This window comes from Pandoraea morbifera, assembly GCF_902459575.1.
Lineage (GTDB): Bacteria > Pseudomonadota > Gammaproteobacteria > Burkholderiales > Burkholderiaceae > Pandoraea > Pandoraea morbifera.
Genome location: NZ_CABPSD010000001.1, coordinates 668,691 through 689,963, shown reverse-complemented (window position 1 = coordinate 689,963; position 21,273 = coordinate 668,691). Strand labels below are relative to the sequence as shown.

Annotated in this window: 17 protein-coding genes; 16 read left to right on the top strand and 1 reads right to left on the bottom strand. The window is 65.9% G+C overall.

Annotated elements, in window-relative coordinates:
• Positions 1-33 precede the first annotated feature (33 nt).
• The 14 genes from PMO31116_RS02930 (at position 34) to PMO31116_RS02865 (ending at position 17,396) form a co-directional block, all read left to right on the top strand.
• A complete protein-coding gene (locus tag PMO31116_RS02930; protein WP_150565373.1) occupies positions 34-513 on the top strand; it encodes an A24 family peptidase in 480 nt (159 codons plus the stop codon).
• A gap of 208 nt (positions 514-721) precedes the next feature.
• Positions 722-1,207, top strand: coding sequence for a TadE/TadG family type IV pilus assembly protein (locus PMO31116_RS02925; RefSeq protein ID WP_150565372.1), 486 nt, complete (start codon positions 722-724; stop codon positions 1,205-1,207).
• A gap of 124 nt (positions 1,208-1,331) precedes the next feature.
• Entirely contained in the window at positions 1,332-2,345 is a 1,014-nt protein-coding gene (gene cpaB, locus PMO31116_RS02920; protein ID WP_150565371.1) for a Flp pilus assembly protein CpaB, read from the top strand.
• Positions 2,346-2,403: 58 nt separating this feature from the next.
• Positions 2,404-3,780 carry a type II and III secretion system protein family protein gene (locus PMO31116_RS02915; RefSeq protein ID WP_217424710.1) on the top strand — a complete coding sequence of 459 codons (1,377 nt, stop codon included), beginning with the start codon at positions 2,404-2,406 and terminating at the stop codon, positions 3,778-3,780.
• Positions 3,781-3,857: 77 nt separating this feature from the next.
• Positions 3,858-5,198 carry a CpaE/TadZ family protein gene (locus PMO31116_RS02910; RefSeq protein ID WP_150565370.1) on the top strand — a complete coding sequence of 447 codons (1,341 nt, stop codon included), beginning with the start codon at positions 3,858-3,860 and terminating at the stop codon, positions 5,196-5,198.
• Between the two features lies 1 nt (position 5,199).
• Positions 5,200-6,570 (top strand): TadA family conjugal transfer-associated ATPase, encoded by a 1,371-nt coding sequence (locus PMO31116_RS02905; RefSeq protein ID WP_150565369.1) that lies wholly within the window; start codon positions 5,200-5,202, stop codon positions 6,568-6,570.
• Positions 6,567-7,511 carry a type II secretion system F family protein gene (locus tag PMO31116_RS02900; protein ID WP_150565368.1) on the top strand — a complete coding sequence of 315 codons (945 nt, stop codon included), beginning with the start codon at positions 6,567-6,569 and terminating at the stop codon, positions 7,509-7,511. The genes PMO31116_RS02905 and PMO31116_RS02900 overlap by 4 nt, the downstream gene beginning before the upstream one ends.
• A gap of 19 nt (positions 7,512-7,530) precedes the next feature.
• Positions 7,531-8,580 (top strand): type II secretion system F family protein, encoded by a 1,050-nt coding sequence (locus tag PMO31116_RS02895; protein ID WP_150565367.1) that lies wholly within the window; start codon positions 7,531-7,533, stop codon positions 8,578-8,580.
• Positions 8,577-9,683 carry a tetratricopeptide repeat protein gene (locus PMO31116_RS02890; protein WP_150565366.1) on the top strand — a complete coding sequence of 369 codons (1,107 nt, stop codon included), beginning with the start codon at positions 8,577-8,579 and terminating at the stop codon, positions 9,681-9,683. The genes PMO31116_RS02895 and PMO31116_RS02890 overlap by 4 nt, the downstream gene beginning before the upstream one ends.
• 80 nt (positions 9,684-9,763) lie before the next feature.
• The gene (locus tag PMO31116_RS02885) at positions 9,764-10,336 is read left to right on the top strand and encodes a DUF3613 domain-containing protein (protein WP_246185109.1); all 573 of its coding nucleotides are present in this window, start codon (positions 9,764-9,766) and stop codon (positions 10,334-10,336) included.
• A gap of 6 nt (positions 10,337-10,342) precedes the next feature.
• On the top strand, positions 10,343-12,466 hold the full coding sequence (locus PMO31116_RS02880) for a pilus assembly protein TadG-related protein (RefSeq protein ID WP_150565365.1): 2,124 nt from the start codon (positions 10,343-10,345) through the stop codon (positions 12,464-12,466).
• Positions 12,467-12,589: 123 nt separating this feature from the next.
• Entirely contained in the window at positions 12,590-14,011 is a 1,422-nt protein-coding gene (locus PMO31116_RS02875; RefSeq protein ID WP_150565364.1) for a sigma 54-interacting transcriptional regulator, read from the top strand.
• A gap of 345 nt (positions 14,012-14,356) precedes the next feature.
• Positions 14,357-15,091 (top strand): DUF2968 domain-containing protein, encoded by a 735-nt coding sequence (locus PMO31116_RS02870; protein WP_150565363.1) that lies wholly within the window; start codon positions 14,357-14,359, stop codon positions 15,089-15,091.
• A 412-nt stretch (positions 15,092-15,503) separates the two neighbouring features.
• Positions 15,504-17,396: a potassium transporter Kup gene (locus tag PMO31116_RS02865; RefSeq protein WP_174970773.1), complete on the top strand. Its 1,893-nt coding sequence runs from the start codon at positions 15,504-15,506 to the stop codon at positions 17,394-17,396.
• Between the two features lie 200 nt (positions 17,397-17,596).
• Here the strand turns inward: PMO31116_RS02865 and PMO31116_RS02860 are convergent, their stop codons facing one another.
• Complete coding sequence (locus PMO31116_RS02860; protein WP_150565362.1) at positions 17,597-19,939, bottom strand: Tex family protein; 2,343 nt, start codon at positions 19,937-19,939, stop codon at positions 17,597-17,599.
• A 105-nt stretch (positions 19,940-20,044) separates the two neighbouring features.
• Here PMO31116_RS02860 and PMO31116_RS02855 point away from each other — a divergent pair, with 105 nt between their 5' ends.
• Both PMO31116_RS02855 and PMO31116_RS02850 read left to right on the top strand, forming a co-directional pair.
• Positions 20,045-20,938 carry a hypothetical protein gene (locus PMO31116_RS02855; protein ID WP_150565361.1) on the top strand — a complete coding sequence of 298 codons (894 nt, stop codon included), beginning with the start codon at positions 20,045-20,047 and terminating at the stop codon, positions 20,936-20,938.
• A gap of 126 nt (positions 20,939-21,064) precedes the next feature.
• Positions 21,065-21,268, top strand: a complete 204-nt coding sequence (locus PMO31116_RS02850) for a YdcH family protein (protein WP_023595663.1) — start codon at positions 21,065-21,067, stop codon at positions 21,266-21,268.
• Positions 21,269-21,273: the final 5 nt, after the last annotated feature.

Genomic DNA, 21,273 nt, shown 5'->3' with positions numbered 1-21,273 from the left:
CCCGGCTTTGCTCGTATCGAGGCGGAACATCGCGTGCTGATATTGCTGAGTCTGTTGTGCGTGCCGATCGTGGTCACCGACCTGGTTGCGCGCCGTATTCCGAACGTTTGGCTGTTGTGCGTCGGTGCGCTCACGCTGGTCTGGATGGCGTGGCGTGCGTGGCACGGCGAGCCTCGGGTGTTGTGGGTGCATGGCCTGGGTGCGCTCATCGGGCTGATCGCGTTGCTGCCGTTCTGGTGGCGCGGCGTGATGGGCGCCGGTGACGTGAAGCTGTTCGCGCTGATCGGGTTGGTGGCGGGGTATCCCGCGTTGCTGCCGGTCTGGTGTCTGGCGAGCGTGGCGGCCGGCCTGCATGCGCTGGTGTTGTTGGCCGGGCGGGTGAAGGGCCTGGCGCGGTGGCGTGAACGCCTGGCGTCGTCGCGGGCGTGGCAAGGCATTCTGCGTTGGCGGGATGGACGCATCGGATTGCCCTACGGGGCCTATCTGGCAGCCGCGGCTCTCGTCGTGAGGTAATCGGGCGATGGGAAGTCGGCGGTAGGGACGAAGCCGGTGCGGCGTGAGGGCGCCGTCCGAGATGCCGGCGCGGTGGCGTGTGGGGAACGAGTGCTGCACGAAGCGGCACCGCTAAAACGGGAGGCGCGGGCGACGCCGCGCAAATGAGCAGCACCAACGCGTCGCCAAACACGGCCGCACAGCGCCGTGCGCGACGGGGAGTTTCTTCATGAAGCGGTTTGGGGCACAGGCAGCATCGGCATGGCCGGGACGGCGAGGTGCGCGCTCGCGCGGCGTCGCCGCTCTCGAATTCATGCTGATCCTGATGGTCCTTCTGCCGGCCTTCTACGTCGCCGTCGCTTTCTCCATCAATATTCTCGCCCGACAGATGCTCACGCAGGCCGCCTCCGAGGCCGGCCGCGCCATGCTGCGCGCGGGCACGATGGCCCAGCGCCAGAGCTACGCCACGACGGCGATCGCCAACACGCTGACCTGGCCGTCGCCGTCGGTCGTGAGTACCAGTTTCCCGGCTGACGCCACCTATCCCTGCCCGGCATCGGGTTCGGCCACCAGTTCGCAATGCATCGTTCACGTGACGCTGACACTGACGCAGCCCATGACCGTCAACTGGCCGGGGTTGGGAGCGCTTGTGCCGGCCAGTGTCGTGGGCGCGGCGGCGGTCACGCTCGATACGTCCACGATCGGTGGGAGTTAGCCGTGTCGCCGCGTGATTTGCGTATCGGGTTAGAAACAAGCGATGTGCGGTTTGCCAGGTTGTCATGCCGCCGGTGTGCCGGCGTCCCGCAGGTAGTGACTGAACGGCCGAAAGGCCCCAAGCCATGAACAAAGCCACCAAGATTCTTGCTGCCGTGCTGGTTGTCGCAGGCGTGCTGCTTGCGCTCTTCGCGTTGCGTCTGGGGACGTCGAATGCGCCTGCGCCTGCGGCCACGCCGTCGCCGGTGACGCAAACGCTCACGCAACGCTTTCCGGCCGTGGTGGCGGCCAAGGCGCTCGCGCCGGGGCAGCCGATCGGCGCGGGCGACGTGAAGATCGAGGCGTTCAACAGCCAGACGGTGGGCGGTTTCTCGAACCCGGCCGATGTGGTGGGGCGCGTGCCGCTCGTGGCGCTGGCGCCCGGCGTGGCGCTCACGCAAGGCACACTCGCGCATGGTCTCTCATTGCAACTCGCGCCGGGCGAGCGTGCGGTCGCCATCCCCGTCACGGAAACGGTCGGGGTGAGCAACCGGATTCGCCCGGGCGATTACGTGGACGTCTTCTTCACCCTCAAGACCAACCAGGCGGGACCCAACGGCGCCGTGGCGGATGACACGCAGGCACGTCTGCTGGCATCGCGCGTGCGGGTGCTGACCTACGGCAATGCGTCGCTCGACGACGTGACGCCGCCGCCGGCGTCGCCCGGCGTGGCCTCGACGGTGCAGGCCGTGGCGTCCACGGCACCGCCGCCGCAACCGGCGAGCAACCCGCCGCCGGTGCCGGCGACGTCCGCCGTGGTGGCCGTGCCGGTGGCCGACGTCAACCGCGTGATGCTCGGCACACAGCAGGGAAAGATCATGCTCGCGCTTCGCAACCCGAGCGATGACGCCATGCCGGACACGTCGCTGTTCCCATCGCCGCCGCCGGTATTGGCCGGTAAGGCCGGCCTGCGGGTCGACGATCGCGCCGCGCTCGCCACACCAGAGAACCAGGCCTACGCCGGGATCGCCGCGACCGGGCTTGCGGGAGAGCCGGCGCGTCGGGCGACGGCCTCGCGTGGTCCAGGCACGCCGGGCGGCGGAGCGGGTAGTGCCATCGAGGTGGTGCGGGGCGCCGAACGATCGACGGCCGCTTATTGAGCCACACGAAGCCGCCGACACACCCATCAACCGACACAGTGACCGATACAGCCACGCCATGACCAGAAGCCAGGTTCGCACCGCCAAACGAGAGACCAGACGCGTTACGGGACTGCTGTTGTGCTTCGCCGCGTTGCTCGCGAGCTCGGCGTCGGTGTGGGTCCGCCTGGCCGATGCGGCCGACTCGGGCGTGAGCGCCGCAACGCGCTCGCTGACGATGGGCGTTCGCGAGCAGCGTGAGTTGCCGGTGCCGGGCTCGCTCGAGCGTGTTGCGGTGGCCGACCCCACGGTGGCCGACATCGTCGTGCTGAAGGGCACTGGCGGGCGGCGCGGTTCGGTGCTCGTCGTGGGCAAGAAGCCGGGCACGACGCAGATATCGGCGTGGCCGCGTGCCGGCGAGCCAGTGCGCTGGGAAGTGCATGTCACCGGGGATCTGCAAGGGGCGCTCGGCGACACAGGCACCGCCAGCGTCGATGCGCGCGGCAATGCGGCGCTCATCAAGGGCCATGCGAATACGATGATCGAGCACAGCGGCCTGCAATCGGCGGCCGTCGACGCGTCGGGCAAGGGCGGGGTGGTGGTCGACCGCTCGACGGTGGGCGACACCGGGGTGGTGCAGGTCGACGTGAAGATCGTGGAGATCAATCGCAACATCCTCAATCAGCTGGGGGCGAGTTTCAGCGCCTCGCGCACTTCGGGCTCGGGCAGCTTCGGTGTGGGCTCCACGCTCAACTCCGCGTTTCGCAGCGGTGCCGTGCCGAATTTCGGCTCGTTCTTCGGCACGATCACGCGCGGCGCATTCAATCTCGCCGCGGAAATCGACCTGCTGCAGACCAACGGTCTGGGGCGCGTGCTGGCCGCGCCCACGCTGGTCGCCCTCTCGGGACAGAGTGCAAGCTTTCTCGCCGGCGGCGAGATCCCCGTGCCGCAGGCGGGTGGGCTCGGCACCACGAGCATTATTTACAAGCCGTTCGGCGTGGGACTCACGGTGACGCCGACCATCCTGTCACCCAATCGCATCGCGCTGAAGGTCGCGCCCGAGGCGTCCGACATCGATTACACCAACGCCATCGTGACCAGTTCGATCCAGATCCCCGCAATCACGACGCGCCGCGCGGACACGACCGTCGAACTGGGCGACGGCGAGAGTTTCGTTATCGGCGGCCTGATTTCCCGCACCACGACGGCCGCCGTGGACAAGGTGCCGCTGCTCGGCGATCTGCCGCTCATCGGCGCATTTTTCCGGAATCTGAAGTACAGCAGCGCCGAAAAGGAGCTGGTCATCGTCGTCACGCCGCATCTGGTGAAGCCGGTGGCGAAGGATGTGGCCATGCCGTTGCCCGGAGATACGCGCGAGAAGCGACCGGGGCCGGTATGGGGCGACTATCTGATGGGTGGGGCAAGCGACAGCGAACTGCCGGGATTCTCGAAGTAGCGCCGACACCGTCGTCACGACGGGGCCGCGCGAAGCGGAAGCCGCAGCGTTGCGCGCAAGCAGTAAGGAGTGCATATATGAACGCACCGACACGAATACTGGACACCATGACCGAGTTGCACCGTTTCCTCTTTTGCAGTGCGCACGCGGGCCACGGTCAGTGGCTCTCGGCAGCGCTGCGCGACGAGGGCGTGGTGCTGCAGGAAGCGGGGCGCCCGGCGCAATTGCAGCAGCGCATTGGCGATCTCGATCCGCAGGTCGTGCTGCTCGATTTTTCGGGCGAGCCGACCGGGCATGCCGACGAAGTGCCCGACGGCGGCATTGCCCAGGCTGTCGAGCTCGCGCAGATGCTCAAGCGCGTGGCGCCCAAGCTGCCGCTCGTGGCCGTGGGCTCGATGGCTCGCGCCGACGGCATGAAGGCGGCGATTCGCGCTGGCGTGCACGATTTTATCGACGTGCACGCCACGCATGACGAGGCGCTCGAAGTGGTTCGCCGCGTGGTGGATCAATCGCCACCGCCGGGACCTGGCGCCGCACAGCGCCATGGGCGTTTCGTCGTGCTGCTGGGCGCACGAATCGGCGTGGGCTGCAGCACGCTCGCGGCACATCTCTCGCAACTCGGGCAGGAGGTGTCGGTGGGGAGCGTCGACGACAAGCCCGCCAGGCTCGCGAAAGCGCCGGCCGCCAAGGACGACAAGTTCGATACGTCGTTGCTGGGTCATGTCGCGCTGCTCGACCTCGGGTTACCCTCGGGCGACGGGCTGCTGTACCTGAACACGCAAAGCCAGTTCAGTTTCGCCGAGGCGGTGCAGAACCTGCGGCGCTTCGACGAGACGCTCGTGCACACCGCGGTCTCGCATGCGCCCAGCGGACTCGCGGTGCTGCCGTTGCCGCTCGACCTGGGCGACATGCGCAGCGTGGCTGCCGCCGACGCACTTGCGCTCACCGACCGTCTGCGCGCGTTCTTCGACCTGATCGTCGCCGATCTGGGCGGCTTCTCGAACCCGGCGTTCGTCGCGAGCCTCGTGCGCGCGGCCGACGAGGTCTGGCTGGTGGTCGACCAGAGCGTGGGGGCAATCGTCTCGCTCGCGTCGATGTTGCGCGATCTCGAGGAAAAGGGCGTCGACCGCGGCCATTTGCATCTGGTGCTCAATCGCTACGACCCTCGCTACGGCATGGCGGCCGATCAGATCGCGAAGCGCTTCGACGTGCCGCTGCTCGCCACGTTGCCCGACCGCCCGCTGGCCATGCTCTCGGCGACCAACCAGGGCAAGCTGATTCTCGACACCGCGCGCGGCGATCCCTATGTGCGCGCGTTGCAACCGCTCGTCGAACGGCTTCTCTCGGCGCAGCATGCGAAGACCGCAGCGCACCGCCAGCCGTCGGGCTGGTTGGGTCGATTCATGGGAAAGCACTGATATGACCGACTCCATCGAATTCGCCGACGACAAGCGTGCGTTCGCCAATTCGCAGCAATTCCAGGACATCAAGAACGCGGCGCACGAACATCTGCTCGCGCGCATCGAGGAGCTCGGCGCGGAGTTCGGGCGCTGGAGCCGGGGTGCGATCCAGCAATTCGTCGACCTCGAGATGGACGGCTTCGTGCGCCTGCGCCGCATTCCGATCAACGAGTCGGAACTGCGCCAGATCTCCGACGCACTCACCAAGGAACTCGCAGGGTTCGGTCCCATCGAGGATCTGCTGGCCGATCCGGCCGTCGAAGACATTCTCATCAACGGCTACAACGACGTGTACGTGTCGCGCAAGGGGGTGCTGGCCCGTGAAGCGCTGCGCTTCTCGGACAACCAGCATCTGTTGCGCATCGTGCGCCGCATTCTCGCGCCCATCGGCCGGCGTCTGGACGAGTCGAACCCGATGGTCGATGCGCGCCTGCCCGACGGGGGGCGTCTGAACGTGGTGATCGAGCCGCTTGCCGTGGACGGACCAGTGGTCTCGATCCGCAAGTTCCGCAAGGATCCGCTCAAGCCTTCGGACCTGCTCGCGCTCGGCAGCTTCAACGAGGAAATCTACGCGCTGCTCGAAGCGGCCGTGCGTTCGCGTTGCAACATTCTCGTGTCCGGCGGCACCAGCTCGGGCAAGACCTCGTTGCTCAACGCGCTCGCCAGTTTCATTCCGGCCACCGAGCGGGTCGTGACCGTCGAGGACACGGCCGAGCTCTCGCTCAATCACCCGCACGTGGTGCGCCTCGAGTCGCGCCAGGGTGGCTTCGACGGCTCCGGCGAAGTGACGATTCGCGACCTGATCCGCAACAGCCTGCGCATGCGCCCGGACCGGATCATCGTGGGTGAAGTGCGCGGCTCCGAAGTGCTGGAAATGATGCAGGCGATGAACACGGGGCACGAAGGCTCGATGGCGACGATTCACGCCAACTCGCCGCGCGAATGTCTCTACCGTCTCGAAATGCTCGCGGGCTTCGCGGGTTTCCAGGGCAGTGAAAGCAGCCTGCGACGGCAAATCACCAGTGCACTGGATTTCATCGTGCAGATCGGGCGTTTGTCGAGCGGGCGGCGACGCATTTTGTCGATCACCGAAGTCACCGGTGTTTCGGATACGGTGATTTCCACACAGGAGCTGTACCGCCACGAGACGGTCGTGGGGCCTGACGGGGAAGAGAAGGACCGCTGGATATCGCTGGGGCTGCAGCCTCATTCGCCGAAGCTGCAACGCTACAGGGAGCACACGCGCAACACGGCGGCCGCCGCCGCGCAGACGCAGGGCAATCCGCCGCCCGATTCGGGTGGCGGCGGATTCTTCGGGCGCCGGCGATGAATGCCGTCGTGCTGTGGGCCGCATGCATCGCGCTGCTGCTGGTGGCGGCGGGGCTCGAACTTTGGCGCCGGACCCAACTGCGCGCCAGGGCGCAGGCGACGAGCGCGTTCATCGAGAGGCAGCTTGCCCAGTCCGCCCCGCGCTTCGGTACCCCCGGCGCACCCGGTGACGCCGGCGCGAACGGCGCGAGACGTGCGCCCCGGCGCAAGTCATTGCCATGGGAGTTCTTCTTCGAGCGCGCGGGCGTGCAGCCCGATCCGACGTTCTACACGCTGCTCATCGCGCCGGGGCTGGGGCTGGTGCTGGGGTTCTGGCTCTGGCACGGGCCGCTCTCGGCGATCGTCATTCTCGTGATGTATGCCGTGGGTACTGTACTGCGTTACTGGTTCAAGGCGGCGCGCCGCCATCGCAATATCGTGCGGCAATTGCCGGTGTTTCTCGACGGCATGGTGCGCATGCTCACGGTCGGCAACAGCTTGCCCGCCGCGTTTCAGACGGCGGCGGGCAATGCGGACATGCCGCTGCGCGAACTGCTCGAGCGGGCGGTGCGTCAGGTGCAGGCGGGGGTCGATTTGGATGTGGCGCTCAAGCAGATCGCCCGCGTGTACCAGGTCGAGGAGATCTACCTGTTTGCGGCGGTCGTCGATCTCTCGACGCGCTTCGGCGGGCGCGCCGATCAGATTCTTGCGCGCATGGCCGGCTTCATGCGCGATCGCGAGCAGGCACAGGCCGAACTGTATGCGCTGTCGTCCGAGACGCGGTTGTCCGCGTGGGTGCTCGCGGCGCTGCCGATCATCGTGAGCGCGATGCTGATGCTGCTCAATCCGCGATTCTTCGAGCCGATGTTCCAGGAGCCTTCCGGGCAGAAGTTGCTGGCCGTCGGCGTTGGGCTGGAAGTGCTGGGCGGCTTCTTGCTGTACCGGCTGGCCAAGTCGCTGTGAGCGGGCAAGGGTGACGTTCATGAACTTCTCGTCCCTGTCGAACCTGTCGGGCGATTCGCATCTGTGGATGACGCTCGGTGTGCTGATGGTCGCCGCCGGGCTGTTGCTGGCCGCCTCGGCCATCCTGTTGCGTGCCCTGCGCCAGGGCCGCAACGAGCGAATGATCGACCAGGTCCTCGCGAGCCGCCAGCAACAGGCGCTCGCCGCGCTGCGTGCGGCCAGCGCGCCGCTCGGTCATCGGGTGGCAAACGACGCCGCCGCGGCGGACCCCGGTGAGGCGGGCGAGGGCGTACGACGCGGCTGGCGTGCCGTCTTCGACCGCGCGGCGGCACTCGGCAAGCAGTGGTCGGAGACGCGTTTGGGACAGCATCTGATCGCCGCCGAGGATCGTCTGCTGCTGGCGCAGTGCGGCTGGGACAGCGTGCGCGCCAAATCGCTGTTCCTGTTCTCCCGAGTGGCGCTCGCCGTGGTGCTTCCGCTGCTCGTGTGGCTCTGGTTTCCGGGAGGCGGCGGCCTGAGCACGATCGTGCGCCTGCTCGGCGCGGTTGGTGTCGGCCTGCTTGCGCCGAAGTTCTATGTGCAGCGCAAGGCAGCCGCGCGCCGTCGCGACCTGATCGAGGAACTGCCACTGCTCATCGACCTGCTGCGCCTGCTCCAGGGCGTGGGGCTGTCGATGGATCAGAGCCTGTACGTGATGGTGTCGGACTTCCGCGAAGTGCTGCCGATCCTGTCGAAGGAATTCGAGAACGCCAACCGGCAATACGCCTCGGGGCGCGGACGCGAGGCGTCGATGGGCCGCTTGCGCGAGGTGTACGACAACGACGATCTGCGCGCGCTGGTGCGCCTGATCGTGCAGGTCGAGCAGCACGGCGGCGCCGTGCAGGAGCCCTTGCAGCAGTTCAGCGACCGGCTGCGCGAACAGCGTCGCCAGACGATGAAGGAGCGTATCGGCAAGCTCACCGTGAAGATGACTCTGGCGATGATGCTGACCCTGCTGCCGGCGCTGATGCTGGTGGTCGCCGGGCCGGCGTTGCTCTCGCTGACCAAATCCATGGAGGTCATGCAGTGAATCGACCCATTCCGACATCAGGACCGAGCGCCCGTGAGGTGCGTCGGTCGATCGACATCGCAGGTATTGAAGACATCGACCCCGTGGAGCGCGTCGGGCGCGCTGCCGGCGTGCTCGCCCGTGCATTCGCGGGTGTCTCGCTTGCCGCGCTTGGTTTGTCGATGCTCGCCGCATGCAGCGCCACGAGTATCGGCGGATACGGTGCGCCGTCGGCCGCCGCGCTCATGCAAGCCCAGCAGAACGACGAAGAGAAGGCCAAGGCGGCCAGGCCCGACACGCGCGAGTTGTACCTCTCCATGATTCGACAGCTGCAGGAGCACGGTTCCTACTTCGCGTCGCTCGCGCACATCGACCAGTTCCGCATTCAGTACGGTGCCGCGCCGGATGTCGATCTGCTTCGTGCCGATGCGTTGCGCGAGACCGGTCAACCGGATGCGGCCGAGCAGGCTTACCGGGCATTGCTGGGCGGAACCGAGTCGGCAGCGGCATGGCACGGTCTCGGTCTGGTGGCGGCGCAGCGCAAGGATTACGCGAGCGCGGCGCAGGCGTTGCGCGAGGCCGTGACGCGCGCGCCGACCGAGGCGTTCTATCTGAGCGACCTCGGCTTCGCCCTGTTGCGCAACGGCGAGACGAGCGCCGCGCGCGTGCCGCTCGCGCAGGCGGCCGAATTACGCCCCGACAACCGCAAGGTCCTGAGCAATCTCGCGGTCTATCTCGTGGTGACCGGCGAGCGTGCGCGCGCCGAAGACATGATGACGCGCGCGAAAATGCCGCCGTCCACGCGAGAAGCCATCAACAAGCTTGCCGCCGATATCAAGGCGCATGCGAAGGCCAGGCGGGCCGCGGCCGCAGCCGATACAGCGCGCCTTGCCGCGCACGAGGCGGCGTCGTTGAGCATGCCTGCGCCGGGCGCGTTGCCGGTTGCCACCGCGCCAGGCGACGCGGCGCCGGTGGTCGTTCGGCTGTCGCGCCCGGCGCATGCGCCGATGCCGCCTGCCACCACCGCGACGAGTCGTGGGGATGCAAAACTCGCGCGCGCGGCTGACGTCTCGCGCAGCGACATGCCGACATCGATGCTCGATCGGTTCGGGCGGTCGCAATGACGCGGCGAATCGCCCTTACCCGCCAGGCGACGAGCGACGCGATGGAGAAACGCATCAGGCGAATTCAGGGAGACGTGATCATGGCTGTTCAGACATCACAATGCGCATCGGGTATCCGTCCGCCCCCGGCAAGGCGGATTGCGGTGACGATGTTCGCGCTATGGGCGGGCGCTGCCGCCGCGCAAATCAATCCGCCGATTACGGGGACCATGGGCGGCGTGGACGCTCGCACGGTGGCGCCGGCTCAGGCGCAGCCTGCGCCGGTCGCGCGGCCGCAGACGGCGCCGACAATGACAACGACCGGTATGCCAGGCGCCGCGACGACGGCCGCGGCCGCCGCGTCGCAGCCTTCGCCCATCCCGGCCAATGTCGTTCGCCGCACGACCCCGCTGCGCGTGGGCGAACATGCTGCCGACGGCATGCTTGGCGATGAAACGCAGGCCTTGCTGGCATTGCAGGCGAGCGGCATGGCCGCTGGCCCCGGCTTACCCATGCTCGGCGCGACGACCACGCGGGCGTACAAGCGTTACCTCGACAGCTTCGCCTACCCGATTCCGGAGTTCTTTTCGGCCGTGGTGCAAAACAACGGCGCCGGCGGTGGGAGCGGCGGTGGCGGGGCCGCAACGGCGACCGGGGCTGGCGCGAGCCAGTGAGCTGTCATGACAGTGCGTGCGCCTGTGCGCTCAACGGATCGTGCGGTGCCGCCCGGCAGGCGGCAGCGCGGATCGGTGCCGATCCTCGCCTTCGTCTTCGTGATCGTGGTGATGATTCTCGCGGTCGCCATCGACGCGGGCTTCGCGTTCATGAAGCGACGCGATCTGCAGCGCGCCGCCGACATGGCCGCGCTGGCCGGCGCGCAGACACTGCCCGGGTGCAACAACGCAACGTCGTATGCCACCGCCGTGCAGAACAACGTCAATGCCAACATGGGGAGCAACGCGACCGACTTGCAGGTGACCTCGGCGTGCGGTTTCTGGACCTCGCCCGCGGCGACGGCCAGCGGCCCGGGCACCTTCGTGACGGCCACGTCGGCGAACGCGTCGACCGGCAATGCGGTCTCGGTCACGTTATTCCAGCAGGTGCCGTCGTTTTTCCAATTGGCCGGCACCCGCACGATCACCGCCACGGCAACGGCGCGCAAGGCGCCGGCGGTGGTGACGTTCACCGTGGACTCCGGTTTGCTCGCGCTCAATACGGGCAACTCGGTGCTCGGCCCGTTGCTCACGTCGCTCGGCGTGAATGCCTCGGCCTATATCGCCAACGGACAGCAGCTCGTGGGCACGACGATCACCCCGAGTGGCCTGCTGCAGGCGCTGGGCGTGCCGATTACCGGCGACGTCACGGTCGCGTCGCTGCAGGGGCTGGCGACCGTCAAGAATCTCACGGTGGGTACATTGCTCAGCGCCACCCAAACGGCGCTCGCCGCCCAAAGCGGTGCGCTCTCGGCATCGGTCACGGCGCTCAATGGCGTGGTGAGCGCGCTGGCGGGTTCGAACGCGCTGAGCCTGCCGGTGAATCTCTTCGGCACCGCGACCACGCCGGGTGTGTTCGCCAACATCGACATGGCGGGGGTGAGCGCCGCCAACGCGCTGACGGCCAACGTGAATGTGATGGATCTGATCTCGACGGCGATCATCGGCGGCAGTGGCACGAGCGCGATCTCGATCCCGTCCCTGTCGATTCTCGGCAAACCCAATACCGTGAGCGCGAAGGCCAGCATCATCTCGCCGCCGCAGTTGGGCATCGGCGGCGTGGGCGCCACGGCGAGCACGGCGCAGGTGCGCCTGTTTCTCCAGATCAATACGCAGGCCAACGGCTTGCTGGGCGGCGTGCTCAATATCGCCGGCACCAGCCTGACCCTGCCGCTCACGGTCGAGCTCGCCCAGTCGACGGCGACCGTGACGGCCCTGCAATGCGGTGCAACCCCTTCGGCAACACTTCAGGAGACCTCGGGACTCGTGAATCTGTGCGTCGGGTCGGACGCGTCCGGCAGCGTGCAGAACACGAGCACTGCCAGTTGCACGACGGTGCTGAGCAACCGTGTGCCGATCGCCACGCTGCTCGGGGCGATCACGGTCAACGGCAAGGTCAGTGCCTCGCTCGTGACCAGTACCACGCCGGCGCCGACCAAGACCTTTACCGGCCCGTTTCCGCAAACCTGGGGGCCGGTCGGCTCGACGGTGAACCTGAGCCAGATCGTGGGGGCGCTGCTCGGTGGCCTCACGGTCGATGTGGGCACGCAGCCGATCGGCAATTCCCCGGGCGCCAGTCTGAGCAATGTCACCAACGGGCTGCTCGGCGTCGTCCCCAATGCAGGATTGGGCATCACGACCGTGAACAATTACCTGAATACGGCGGCGTCGAACCTGCAAGCGACGCTCAACAGCCTGAACACGACGCTGGGCGGCGTGCTCACGCTGAATGTCGGATCGATTGTGGGCGGCCTGAGTGGCACGATCACCGGTTTGGTCAATACGGTCGGGAGTCTTCTGGGGGGGCTGCTCGGCAACGTCGTCACCACGCTGGCCGACACCGGTTGCAGCCTGAGCGGCAACCCGACGAGCTGTCGCGCACAGTACATCAACAGCAACAACATCGTCAGCACGAGCAACCTCACGCCAGTGCTGACGAGCGTGCTCTACACGCTGCTCAACCCGCTGCTCTCGCCGTTGAGCGACCTGATCAACAGCGCGTTGTCGGCGCTTGGTATCACGATCGGCACCACGACGGTGACCGTCGACAGCATCAACTGTCAGAACGGCCTGGTTCAGCTCGTGTACTAGGGCAGCGCGACGACAATGGCCGATGGATCACGAACGCTGCCCTGACCCGGATTCGGCATCGGGCCGGACTACGGAACTTCATCATGCCGGGCGCCGGGCGCGTTCGGAAAAACGCGGATCAGCATGAAAAGCAAGCCAGTACGTGAAGACCTCGACGTGTATGTTTGGGAAGGCAAGTCGGACATTGCCGACCGGGTGGCGCATTGCCTCGCGAGCTTCGACATGGAAGTCATTCGCGCAGACGGGATCGACCTGTCGCGCGAGCGCACCAAGGCGCGGCCTTCCATTGCCGTGGTCAGCGTGTCGGTCATCGAGGGCGCCTCGACCAACCCGCAGGAGTGGCAGCTCGGTCACGGCATGCCGGTGATCTGGGTAGCCACGTCGCCGCGCGAGAACGATCCGCGCGTTTATCCGCCCGAGTACAGCAACATCCTCACGCTCGACTTCACGGGCGCCGAGCTGCGCACGCTCATCTTCAAGCTCTCGGGCGCCATTGCCGAGGCCGACCGCGCACCCGCGCCCACCGATCCGCTCGTCGCCCGATCGAGCGCCATGCTCGGACTGCTCGCCGAGGTCGATGCGTTCGCCGATTGCGATTCCAACGTCCTCATTCACGGCGAGACCGGCGTGGGCAAGGAGCGCATTGCGCGCCTGCTGCACGACAAGCACAGTCACTATGGGCAGGGACCGTTCGTGGCGGTGAACTGTGGCGCGATCCCGGACGGACTCTTCGAGTCGCACTTCTTCGGCCACGCCAAGGGCGCGTTCACCGGCGCGCTCTATTCGCACAAGGGCTATTTCGAGCAGGCCAACGACGGCACGCTCTTTCTCGACGAAATCGGCGACCTGCCGCTTTATCAGCAGGTCAAGCTCTTGCGCGTGCTTGAAGACAGCGCCGTCACGCGTCTGGGCTCCGCACAGCCGGTCAAGCTCGATTTCCGTCTGGTGGCGGCGACCAACAAGAATCTCAAGTCGATGGTGCGCGACGAGCTGTTCCGCGCCGATCTGTTCTATCGGCTCGCGGTAATCGAGTTGCATATCCCGAGCCTCGAGGAGCGCGGCCCCATCGACAAGCTGGCGGTGTTCACGGCGTACCTGGACAAGGTCGTCGGCAAGCTCGGCGGCGATGGCGATGGCGATGGCGACGTCGCGGCGCAGGTGCCCGGGTGGCTTCGCGAACTGGTCGAAGGCGGCGTATTTCCCGGCAACGTGCGCGAGATGCGCAATATCGCCGAGCGCGTCGGCATCATTTACCGGCAACTCGGCGGCTGGGACGAGCGTCGCATCCGGCCAATCTTCGATGCGCTGACGATCAGCCCGGCCACGCGTGGCGACGATACGGCGCGTGCCGGCGCGCTGTCCGATCGCGCTCGCTGGGACGCCGCCGAACGCGCCCGTATCGTGGCGGCGCTCGACGCCAACGGCTGGCGCCGTCAGGACACCGCCAACGCGCTGGGCATCAGTCGCAAGGTACTGTGGGAAAAGATGCGCAAATATCAAATCCTCGGCAACGACTCGGAATTGGCCAGCGAGTACGAGGGGTAGGCGGGCAGGGCGCGGTACGAGGTGTTTTCCGCGGCTTGCGTGGGCAAGTGCGCAAGATGTCGGCTTGTGACGGGATTTTTCCGACAAGCAGGTTCCGCTCGCAGGAACCCGCGCGGCCCCCGGAGTTGCGCGGTATCAACAATTGAAATTGCACCTGCACAATTCAGCATTCCCTGCTTGGAAGAGCGCCCTGCAATGGATAGAATTGGCGGCTGTTGCGGGCGTGCGGTTATCATTCAGCAAATACGCAGGTCTCAGATCCTCGGGACGGAGTCCGGGGTGGCGAATGAATGCGACGAATAAGGGTCGACCAACGATCCAGTCGATAACAGGAAAACAGATCAGATGAAAATCAGTGATTGCCGGGGGCGGTTTTGGTTAGGCGTGGGGGTGGCATGCCTGGCAGCGTGGGGAACGTCGGCAGGCGCCGCTGAAGCGGTCAAGGATGTCACCGGCGCAACGCCTTCGCAACTGGCTGCGCCTGCTGCGGCCGCTGCGCCTTCGCAGACCACCGCGCCGGCCGCCGCATCCGGGACCATTCAGGAATTGCGCGACCGCATTCAGAACAAGGAAGTCACCGAACTTCGCACCACTTACAACGGCCGCTACGGGGCAAGCCTGTTGTTCTATCCGCAGACGATGGGTTACTACGTCGCCCTGTTTCACGAAGGGCAGTTCTGGCGTGCCGTCAAGCTGAACAACGAGAAGAAGGCCGAATCGCTTTACGCCGACTTCGTGCGCCAGACGCAAGTGCTCGCCGATGTGGAAATCCGCCGCATCAAGCTCGAAGCGCAGCGTGCCATGATGGAGCGCCAGTTGGCCGAAAGCGAAGCGCGGCTGAACGCCGTGCAGAACGATCTGGCCATTCAGCGCCAGCAGGAACAGGCCCTGGCCCAGAATCAACAGGCCGTGCGTGAGCAGGCCTCGGCGCTGGAAACGGAACGCAATGCGGCCCGCATTCGCCTGACGGACCTCCAGGGGCAGATCCGCTCGCTCGAAGCCGCCCAGAACAGCGCCGATTCCGATCTCGTGCGCTCGGTCAAGGGTGCCGGTACGCGCAAGCCGGCCCGTCGTCGCTGATTGTCACTGATTCCCCTGGGGTGCCGCCGCTTCGCCTGAGGCGGCGTGCTGACGAAGCCGCCCGGCGGGGCATGGGTGCGTGGCAGCAAAAGAATCGCCGCCTTCGGGCGGCTTTTTCGTGTCCGGTACACCCATTTGCGGGGACTGTCGACACACGAATCGCGCATACCTGGGATATGTCGCGCATTTGCAACTCGAAAAGCGGGACTTCCCGCGCGGTCCTGCGCCGCCGAGACGCGGTAAAACCCTTGGCGTGCCGCACTGGTCATGGGGCGCCGCGCGAATTATCCTAGCTGGGCATGTCGCGCCATACCTCCGGAAATCCGCACCTGTCCGGACTGGCGAGGGAGCCGGCGCCCAGTTAGAATAGCGCCCATTTTGTGCAGCGCAATAAAGCGATTACCCAAACCTTATGACGCAAAACATACGACAGGGGCACCGCCCCCAGGCCATGCCTGCGCTCATGGTGGCGGCCATCGGCGTGGTCTTCGGCGATATCGGCACCAGCCCGCTCTATGCGCTCAAGGAATGTTTCGATCCGCAGCACGGCATTCCGTTTAATCAACAAGCCGTGTTCGGCATCATCTCGCTGCTGTTCTGGGCACTGGTGATCGTCGTCTCCCTGAAGTACGTGCTGTTCGTGATGCGGGCGGACAACCGTGGCGAAGGCGGCGTGCTGGCCCTCATGGCACTCAGCCTGCGCAGTGTGCGAGCGGGGAGCAAATGGGCCGCGGTGCTCATGATGCTCGGTATGTTCGGCGCCTGCATGTTCTACGGGGACGCGGTGATTACCCCCGCCATTTCGGTGATGTCGGCCGTCGAAGGCCTGGAGATTGCCGCGCCGTCGCTTTCGCGCTTTGTGCTTCCCATCACGATCGTCATTCTGATCGTCCTGTTTTCGATGCAGAAGTCCGGCACGGCCAAGGTCGGCCGCCTGTTCGGGCCGGTGATGGTGACGTGGTTCGTGATTCTCGGCGTGCTCGGCGTCTACCACATCGCGGCCGCGCCGGAGATCATCAAGGCGATCAATCCGTACTACGGCATTCATTTCATCCACACGCACGCGCTGCAGGCGTATATCGTGCTCGGCTCCGTGTTCCTGGTGCTCACGGGCGCGGAAGCCCTGTACGCCGACATGGGGCACTTCGGCATTCGTCCGATTCGCTTCGCCTGGTCGTTCCTGGTGTTTCCCGCGCTGGCATTGAACTATTTCGGTCAGGGTGCGCTGTTGCTGACGAACCCCAAGGCCATCGAGAATCCGTTCTTTCTGATGGCGCCGGACTGGGCGCTCATCCCGCTGGTGATCGTCGCGACTGCGGCGACCGTGATTGCGTCGCAGGCGGTGATTTCCGGGGCGTTCTCGCTCACGAGCCAGGCCATTCAGCTCGGTTATGTGCCCCGCATGAAAATCCTGCACACTTCCGATCGCGAGATCGGGCAGATCTACATGCCGGTGATCAATTGGGCACTGCTGCTGGTCATCATCTGGATCGTGCTGGCGTTCAAGTCGTCGAGCAATCTGGCGGCGGCCTACGGTATCGCCGTGACCACGACCATGGTGATCACCACCGTGCTGGCCTGCGTCGTCATGGTGAAGGTCTGGAACTGGAACAAGTTGCTCGTCGCGCTGGTCATCACCGGTTTCCTGGTCGTCGACTTTGCGTTCTTCGGCGCCAACCTGATCAAGGTGGAAGAGGGCGGATGGTTGCCGCTGGCACTGGGCGCGTTCCTGTTCTTCATGCTCATGACGTGGCACAAGGGACGTCAGTTGCTGCGCGAACGCACCGCCGCCGACGGTATCCCGCTCGGCCCGTTCCTGCAGGGTCTGCTGGCGCATCCGCCGCATCGTGTGGCAGGCACGGCCATTTACCTGACCGGCGGCAATTCGCTCGTGCCGGTGAGCCTGCTCCATAACCTCAAGCACAACCGGATCCTTCACGAACGCACGATCTTCCTCACCTTCCGTACCGTCGACGTGCCGTACGTGGAAGATTCGACCCGTATCGAGGTCAAGGACCACACCGGCGGGCTGTTCAGCGTGGTTGCCACCTTCGGCTTCAACGAGACCCCCGACGTGAAGGAGGTGCTGCATCTGCTCGAAGAGAAGACCGACATGCATTTCGAGCTGATGGATACGTCGTTCTTCCTTGCACGCGAGACCGTGGTGCCGACGAAGCTGCCGGGAATGTCCATCTGGCGCGAGCGCCTGTTCGCCTGGATGCATCAGAATGCGGCCAAGCCGACCGACTTTTTCAGCATTCCGGCTAACCGCGTGGTGGAGCTGGGCACCAAGATCGAGATCTGATGCGAAGGATGCGGCCGGCGTAATACGCCGCGCGCAGCATCGAATGCCGCCGGTGGAGCGAGGGCTCCGCCGGCTTTTTTTTGCACCTTCGGTTCGGGCGCAAGGAATCGACGAAAAAAAACCGCCGTCGCGAGACGGCGGTTTTCGTGCTTGCTTCGTGGTGCGGCATCGACTGCCGCACGTCGTGCTTGTCACACGGCTCAGCGCTTGAGCTTGGCGAAAGCGGCTGCCATGGCGCTGACCGTTTCCGGCTCGCGCTGACGCGCGCCACCGCCGCCGCGATGGCCGCCGCCGCCATTACCGCCGCGTGCGCCGCCGCCGTTGCCCGGGCGATCGCTCGCGCCAGCCACCGGGAGGTCGTCGTTCAGGCGCATGGTGAGCGAGATGCGCTGACGGCGCGGGTCGACTTCGAGCACCTTCACCTTCACGATGTCGCCTGCCTTGACGACCTCGTGCGGGTCCTTGATGAACTTCGTCGACATTGCCGACACGTGTACCAGGCCGTCCTGATGCACGCCGATGTCGATGAACGCGCCGAAGGCCGCCACGTTCGTGACCACGCCTTCGAGCTGCATGCCGGGCTTGAGATCGGTCAGCTTTTCGACGCCCTCCTGGAACGTGGCCGTCTTGAATTCGGGGCGCGGATCGCGACCCGGCTTCTCGAGTTCGGTCAGGATGTCCTTGACGGTCGGCAGGCCGAAGCGCTCATCGACGAACTCGTTGGCCGAGACGCTGCGCACCACCGAGCCGTTGCCCATCACGTCGCCGATCGACTTCTTGATCTTCGCGAGAATGCGCTCGACGACCGGGTAGGCTTCCGGGTGCACCGACGAGCGATCGAGCGGATTGTCGCCGCCGTTCACGCGCAGGAAGCCGGCGGCCTGCTCGAACGTCTTGTCGCCCAGGCGCGGCACCTTCTTGAGTGCCTCGCGGTTCGGGAACGGCCCGTTGCTGTCGCGGAAGTCGACGATATTCTTGGCGAGCGTGCTGTTCAGGCCCGACACGCGCGCGAGCAGGGGCACCGACGCGGTGTTCACGTCCACGCCCACGGCGTTCACGCAGTCTTCCACCACGGCATCGAGCATACGGGCCAGTTCACGCTGGTTCACGTCGTGCTGGTACTGCCCCACGCCGATGGCCTTCGGCTCGATCTTCACAAGCTCGGCCAGCGGATCTTGCAGGCGACGAGCGATCGACACGGCGCCACGCAGCGACACGTCGAGTTCCGGGAATTCCTTCGCGGCGAATTCGGACGCGGAATAGACCGAAGCCCCGGCTTCCGAGACCACGATCTTCTGCAGCTTGAGCTCGGGGTGGCGCTTGATCAGTTCCAGCGCCAGCTTGTCGGTCTCGCGCGACGCCGTGCCGTTGCCGATGCTGACGAGCTCGGCGCCGGTCGCGGCGGCGATCTTCGACAGGCGGGCAAGCGAGCCGTCCCAATCCCGGCGCGGCTCATGCGGGTAGATCGTGTCGGTGCCGAGGAGCTTGCCGGTCGCGTCGACCACGGCCACCTTCACACCGGTGCGCAGGCCCGGGTCGAGGCCGATCACGCCCTTCTGGCCGGCCGGCGCGGCCAGCAGCAGCGCCTTGAGGTTGCGCGCGAACACGCGAATGGCCTCGCTCTCGGCAGTCTCGCGCATTTGCGTGAGCAGTTCCGATTCGAGGTGCGGCTGCACCTTCACACGCCAGCACCAGCGGCACACGTCGGCCAGCCACTTGTCGGCGGCGCGGTTCTGTTGGCGAATGCCGAAATGGCCGGCGATCACGCCCTCGCACGGGTGCGGGACCTGCGCATCGAGTTCTTCGCCAAGGCCCAACTTGACCATCAGGATGCCGAGATTTCGTCCACGGAAAAGTGCTAGCGCACGGTGCGATGGCACGGCGGCAATCGGCTCTGCATAGTCGTAGTAATCGCGGAATTTCTCGCCTTCCTCGCTCTCCTTGCCTTCGACGACCTTGGAGGACACGACGCCCTGATTCCACAGATAGTCGCGCAGCTTGCCGAGCAGTTCGGCCGTCTCGCCGAACTGCTCCGAGAGGATGTCGCGGGCGCCGTCGAGGGCGGCCTTGACGTCCGCCACGCCCTTTTCGGCGTCGACGAATTTGGCAGCCTCGGCTTGCGGATCGAGCGTCGGGTCGGCGAGCAGGGCCTGGGCGAGCGGCTCGAGGCCGGCTTCGCGGGCGATCTGCGCCCGGGTGCGGCGCTTCGGCTTGTAGGGAAGATAGAGATCTTCGAGCGTCTGCTTGGTATCGGCCGCCTCGATGGCGGTGCGCAGTTCGTCGGTCAGCTTGCCTTGCTCGTCGATGCTCGCGAGGATCGACGCACGGCGCTCCTCGAGCTCGCGCAGATAAAGCAGGCGCTCTTCCAGCGTGCGCAACTGCGTGTCGTCTAGGTTGCCGGTCACTTCCTTGCGGTAGCGCGCAATGAAGGGCACGGTGGCGCCTTCGTCCAGCAGTTGCACGGCGGCGGCGACCTGACGCGGCTGCACGCTGAGTTCGTCGGCGATGCGTTGAACGATCTGAAGGGCTACGTTTTGCGTCATGAGTGTTGCGATTTACCCAAGTGCCAGGAGCGGGGCATTTTGCCATAAACCGCGGGCGCGTCCGGGCGGGCAATGCTAAAATTTGGCATCACTCTGCTCAACCTCATGATTTCTTTCGCAAAATTGTTTCCGCGCCTGACTTCGCATCGTGAGCGACACGCGTCGCGTGTCGTTGCCGCCGTGTTCGGCCTCGTGGCGGCCGCGGCCGTCGTGCCTGGCGCGTCGTTAGCGCAAGGGCTTTCGGCCACCGAGGCCGCAGGGCGAACGTCGTCGCAGCTGCGCGTGCCGCAAGTGCCGTTCGATGCGACCGCCGATCGCGTGCCCGCGTCGGCCAGCAAGGCGGCCGCGGCCCAGGCCGAAGACGACAAGCCGGTAGCCTACGACGATCAACTCGACCTGCATCCCGCCGCCGATGATTTTGCCGGTCGACGCGCCTTGCTGGATCGCCAGCGTGCCTGGATCGATTACCGGTTCGACGAGGCGAAGTACGAATGCGCCTCGAAGTTCTTCGTGAACTATTGCATCGACAATGCGCGCGACGAACAACGCGAGGCGCTCCGCGCGCTGCGCAGCCAGCGTCTGGTGCTCGAAGACCAGGAGCGCAAGGCGCGCGCCGAGGAGCGCGACGCCCGTCTGGCCGAAAAGCGCGCACAAACGGAGGCCGAAGCGCCGCAACGCGCGGCCGAGCGCGCGAAGAACGTCCAGGATTATCAGACGAAGCAGGCCGAATACCAGCAGCGCGTGACCGAGCGAACGGGGCAGGCACCGCAGCGTGCGGCAAACGCCGAGCAGTACAATGCCAAGCAGGCCGAGCAACAGCAGAAGCTCGATGATGCCAAGGCGACGGCGGCGCAAAAGGCGGCCGAGCGCGAAGAGAACGTGCGCAAGTACAACCTGAAGCAACAGGAAGCGATCGAGCGTCAGAAGAAGTCGGACGAGCGTCGCAAAGAGTCGCAGTCGGGAAGTACGCCGGCACAGAAGGCGCTGCAAGGACAGTAAGCTGTTGGCGCCGGCGCCCCACGCCGCAGACGCGGCAAGGCGGCGCGAGGTTGCCGACCGGCCTTCGGGGCATGACGTCATTGGCCATGACGGGAATCATTCGAGAGTTGCAGGAGAGTTGCCACGATGCAGCACGATCTTCACTCCATTGGACGCCGCATCATCGAGTTGCAGATCGAACACCGCGATCTGGACTACCTGATCGACAAGTTGCTGACGGAGCCCGCGTACGACGAACTTCAGGTCACCCGGCTCAAGAAGCGACGCCTGAAGATCAAGGACACGATCACGTTGCTGCAAGTGCAGCAGATGCCGGACCAACCCGCGTAAGCGGG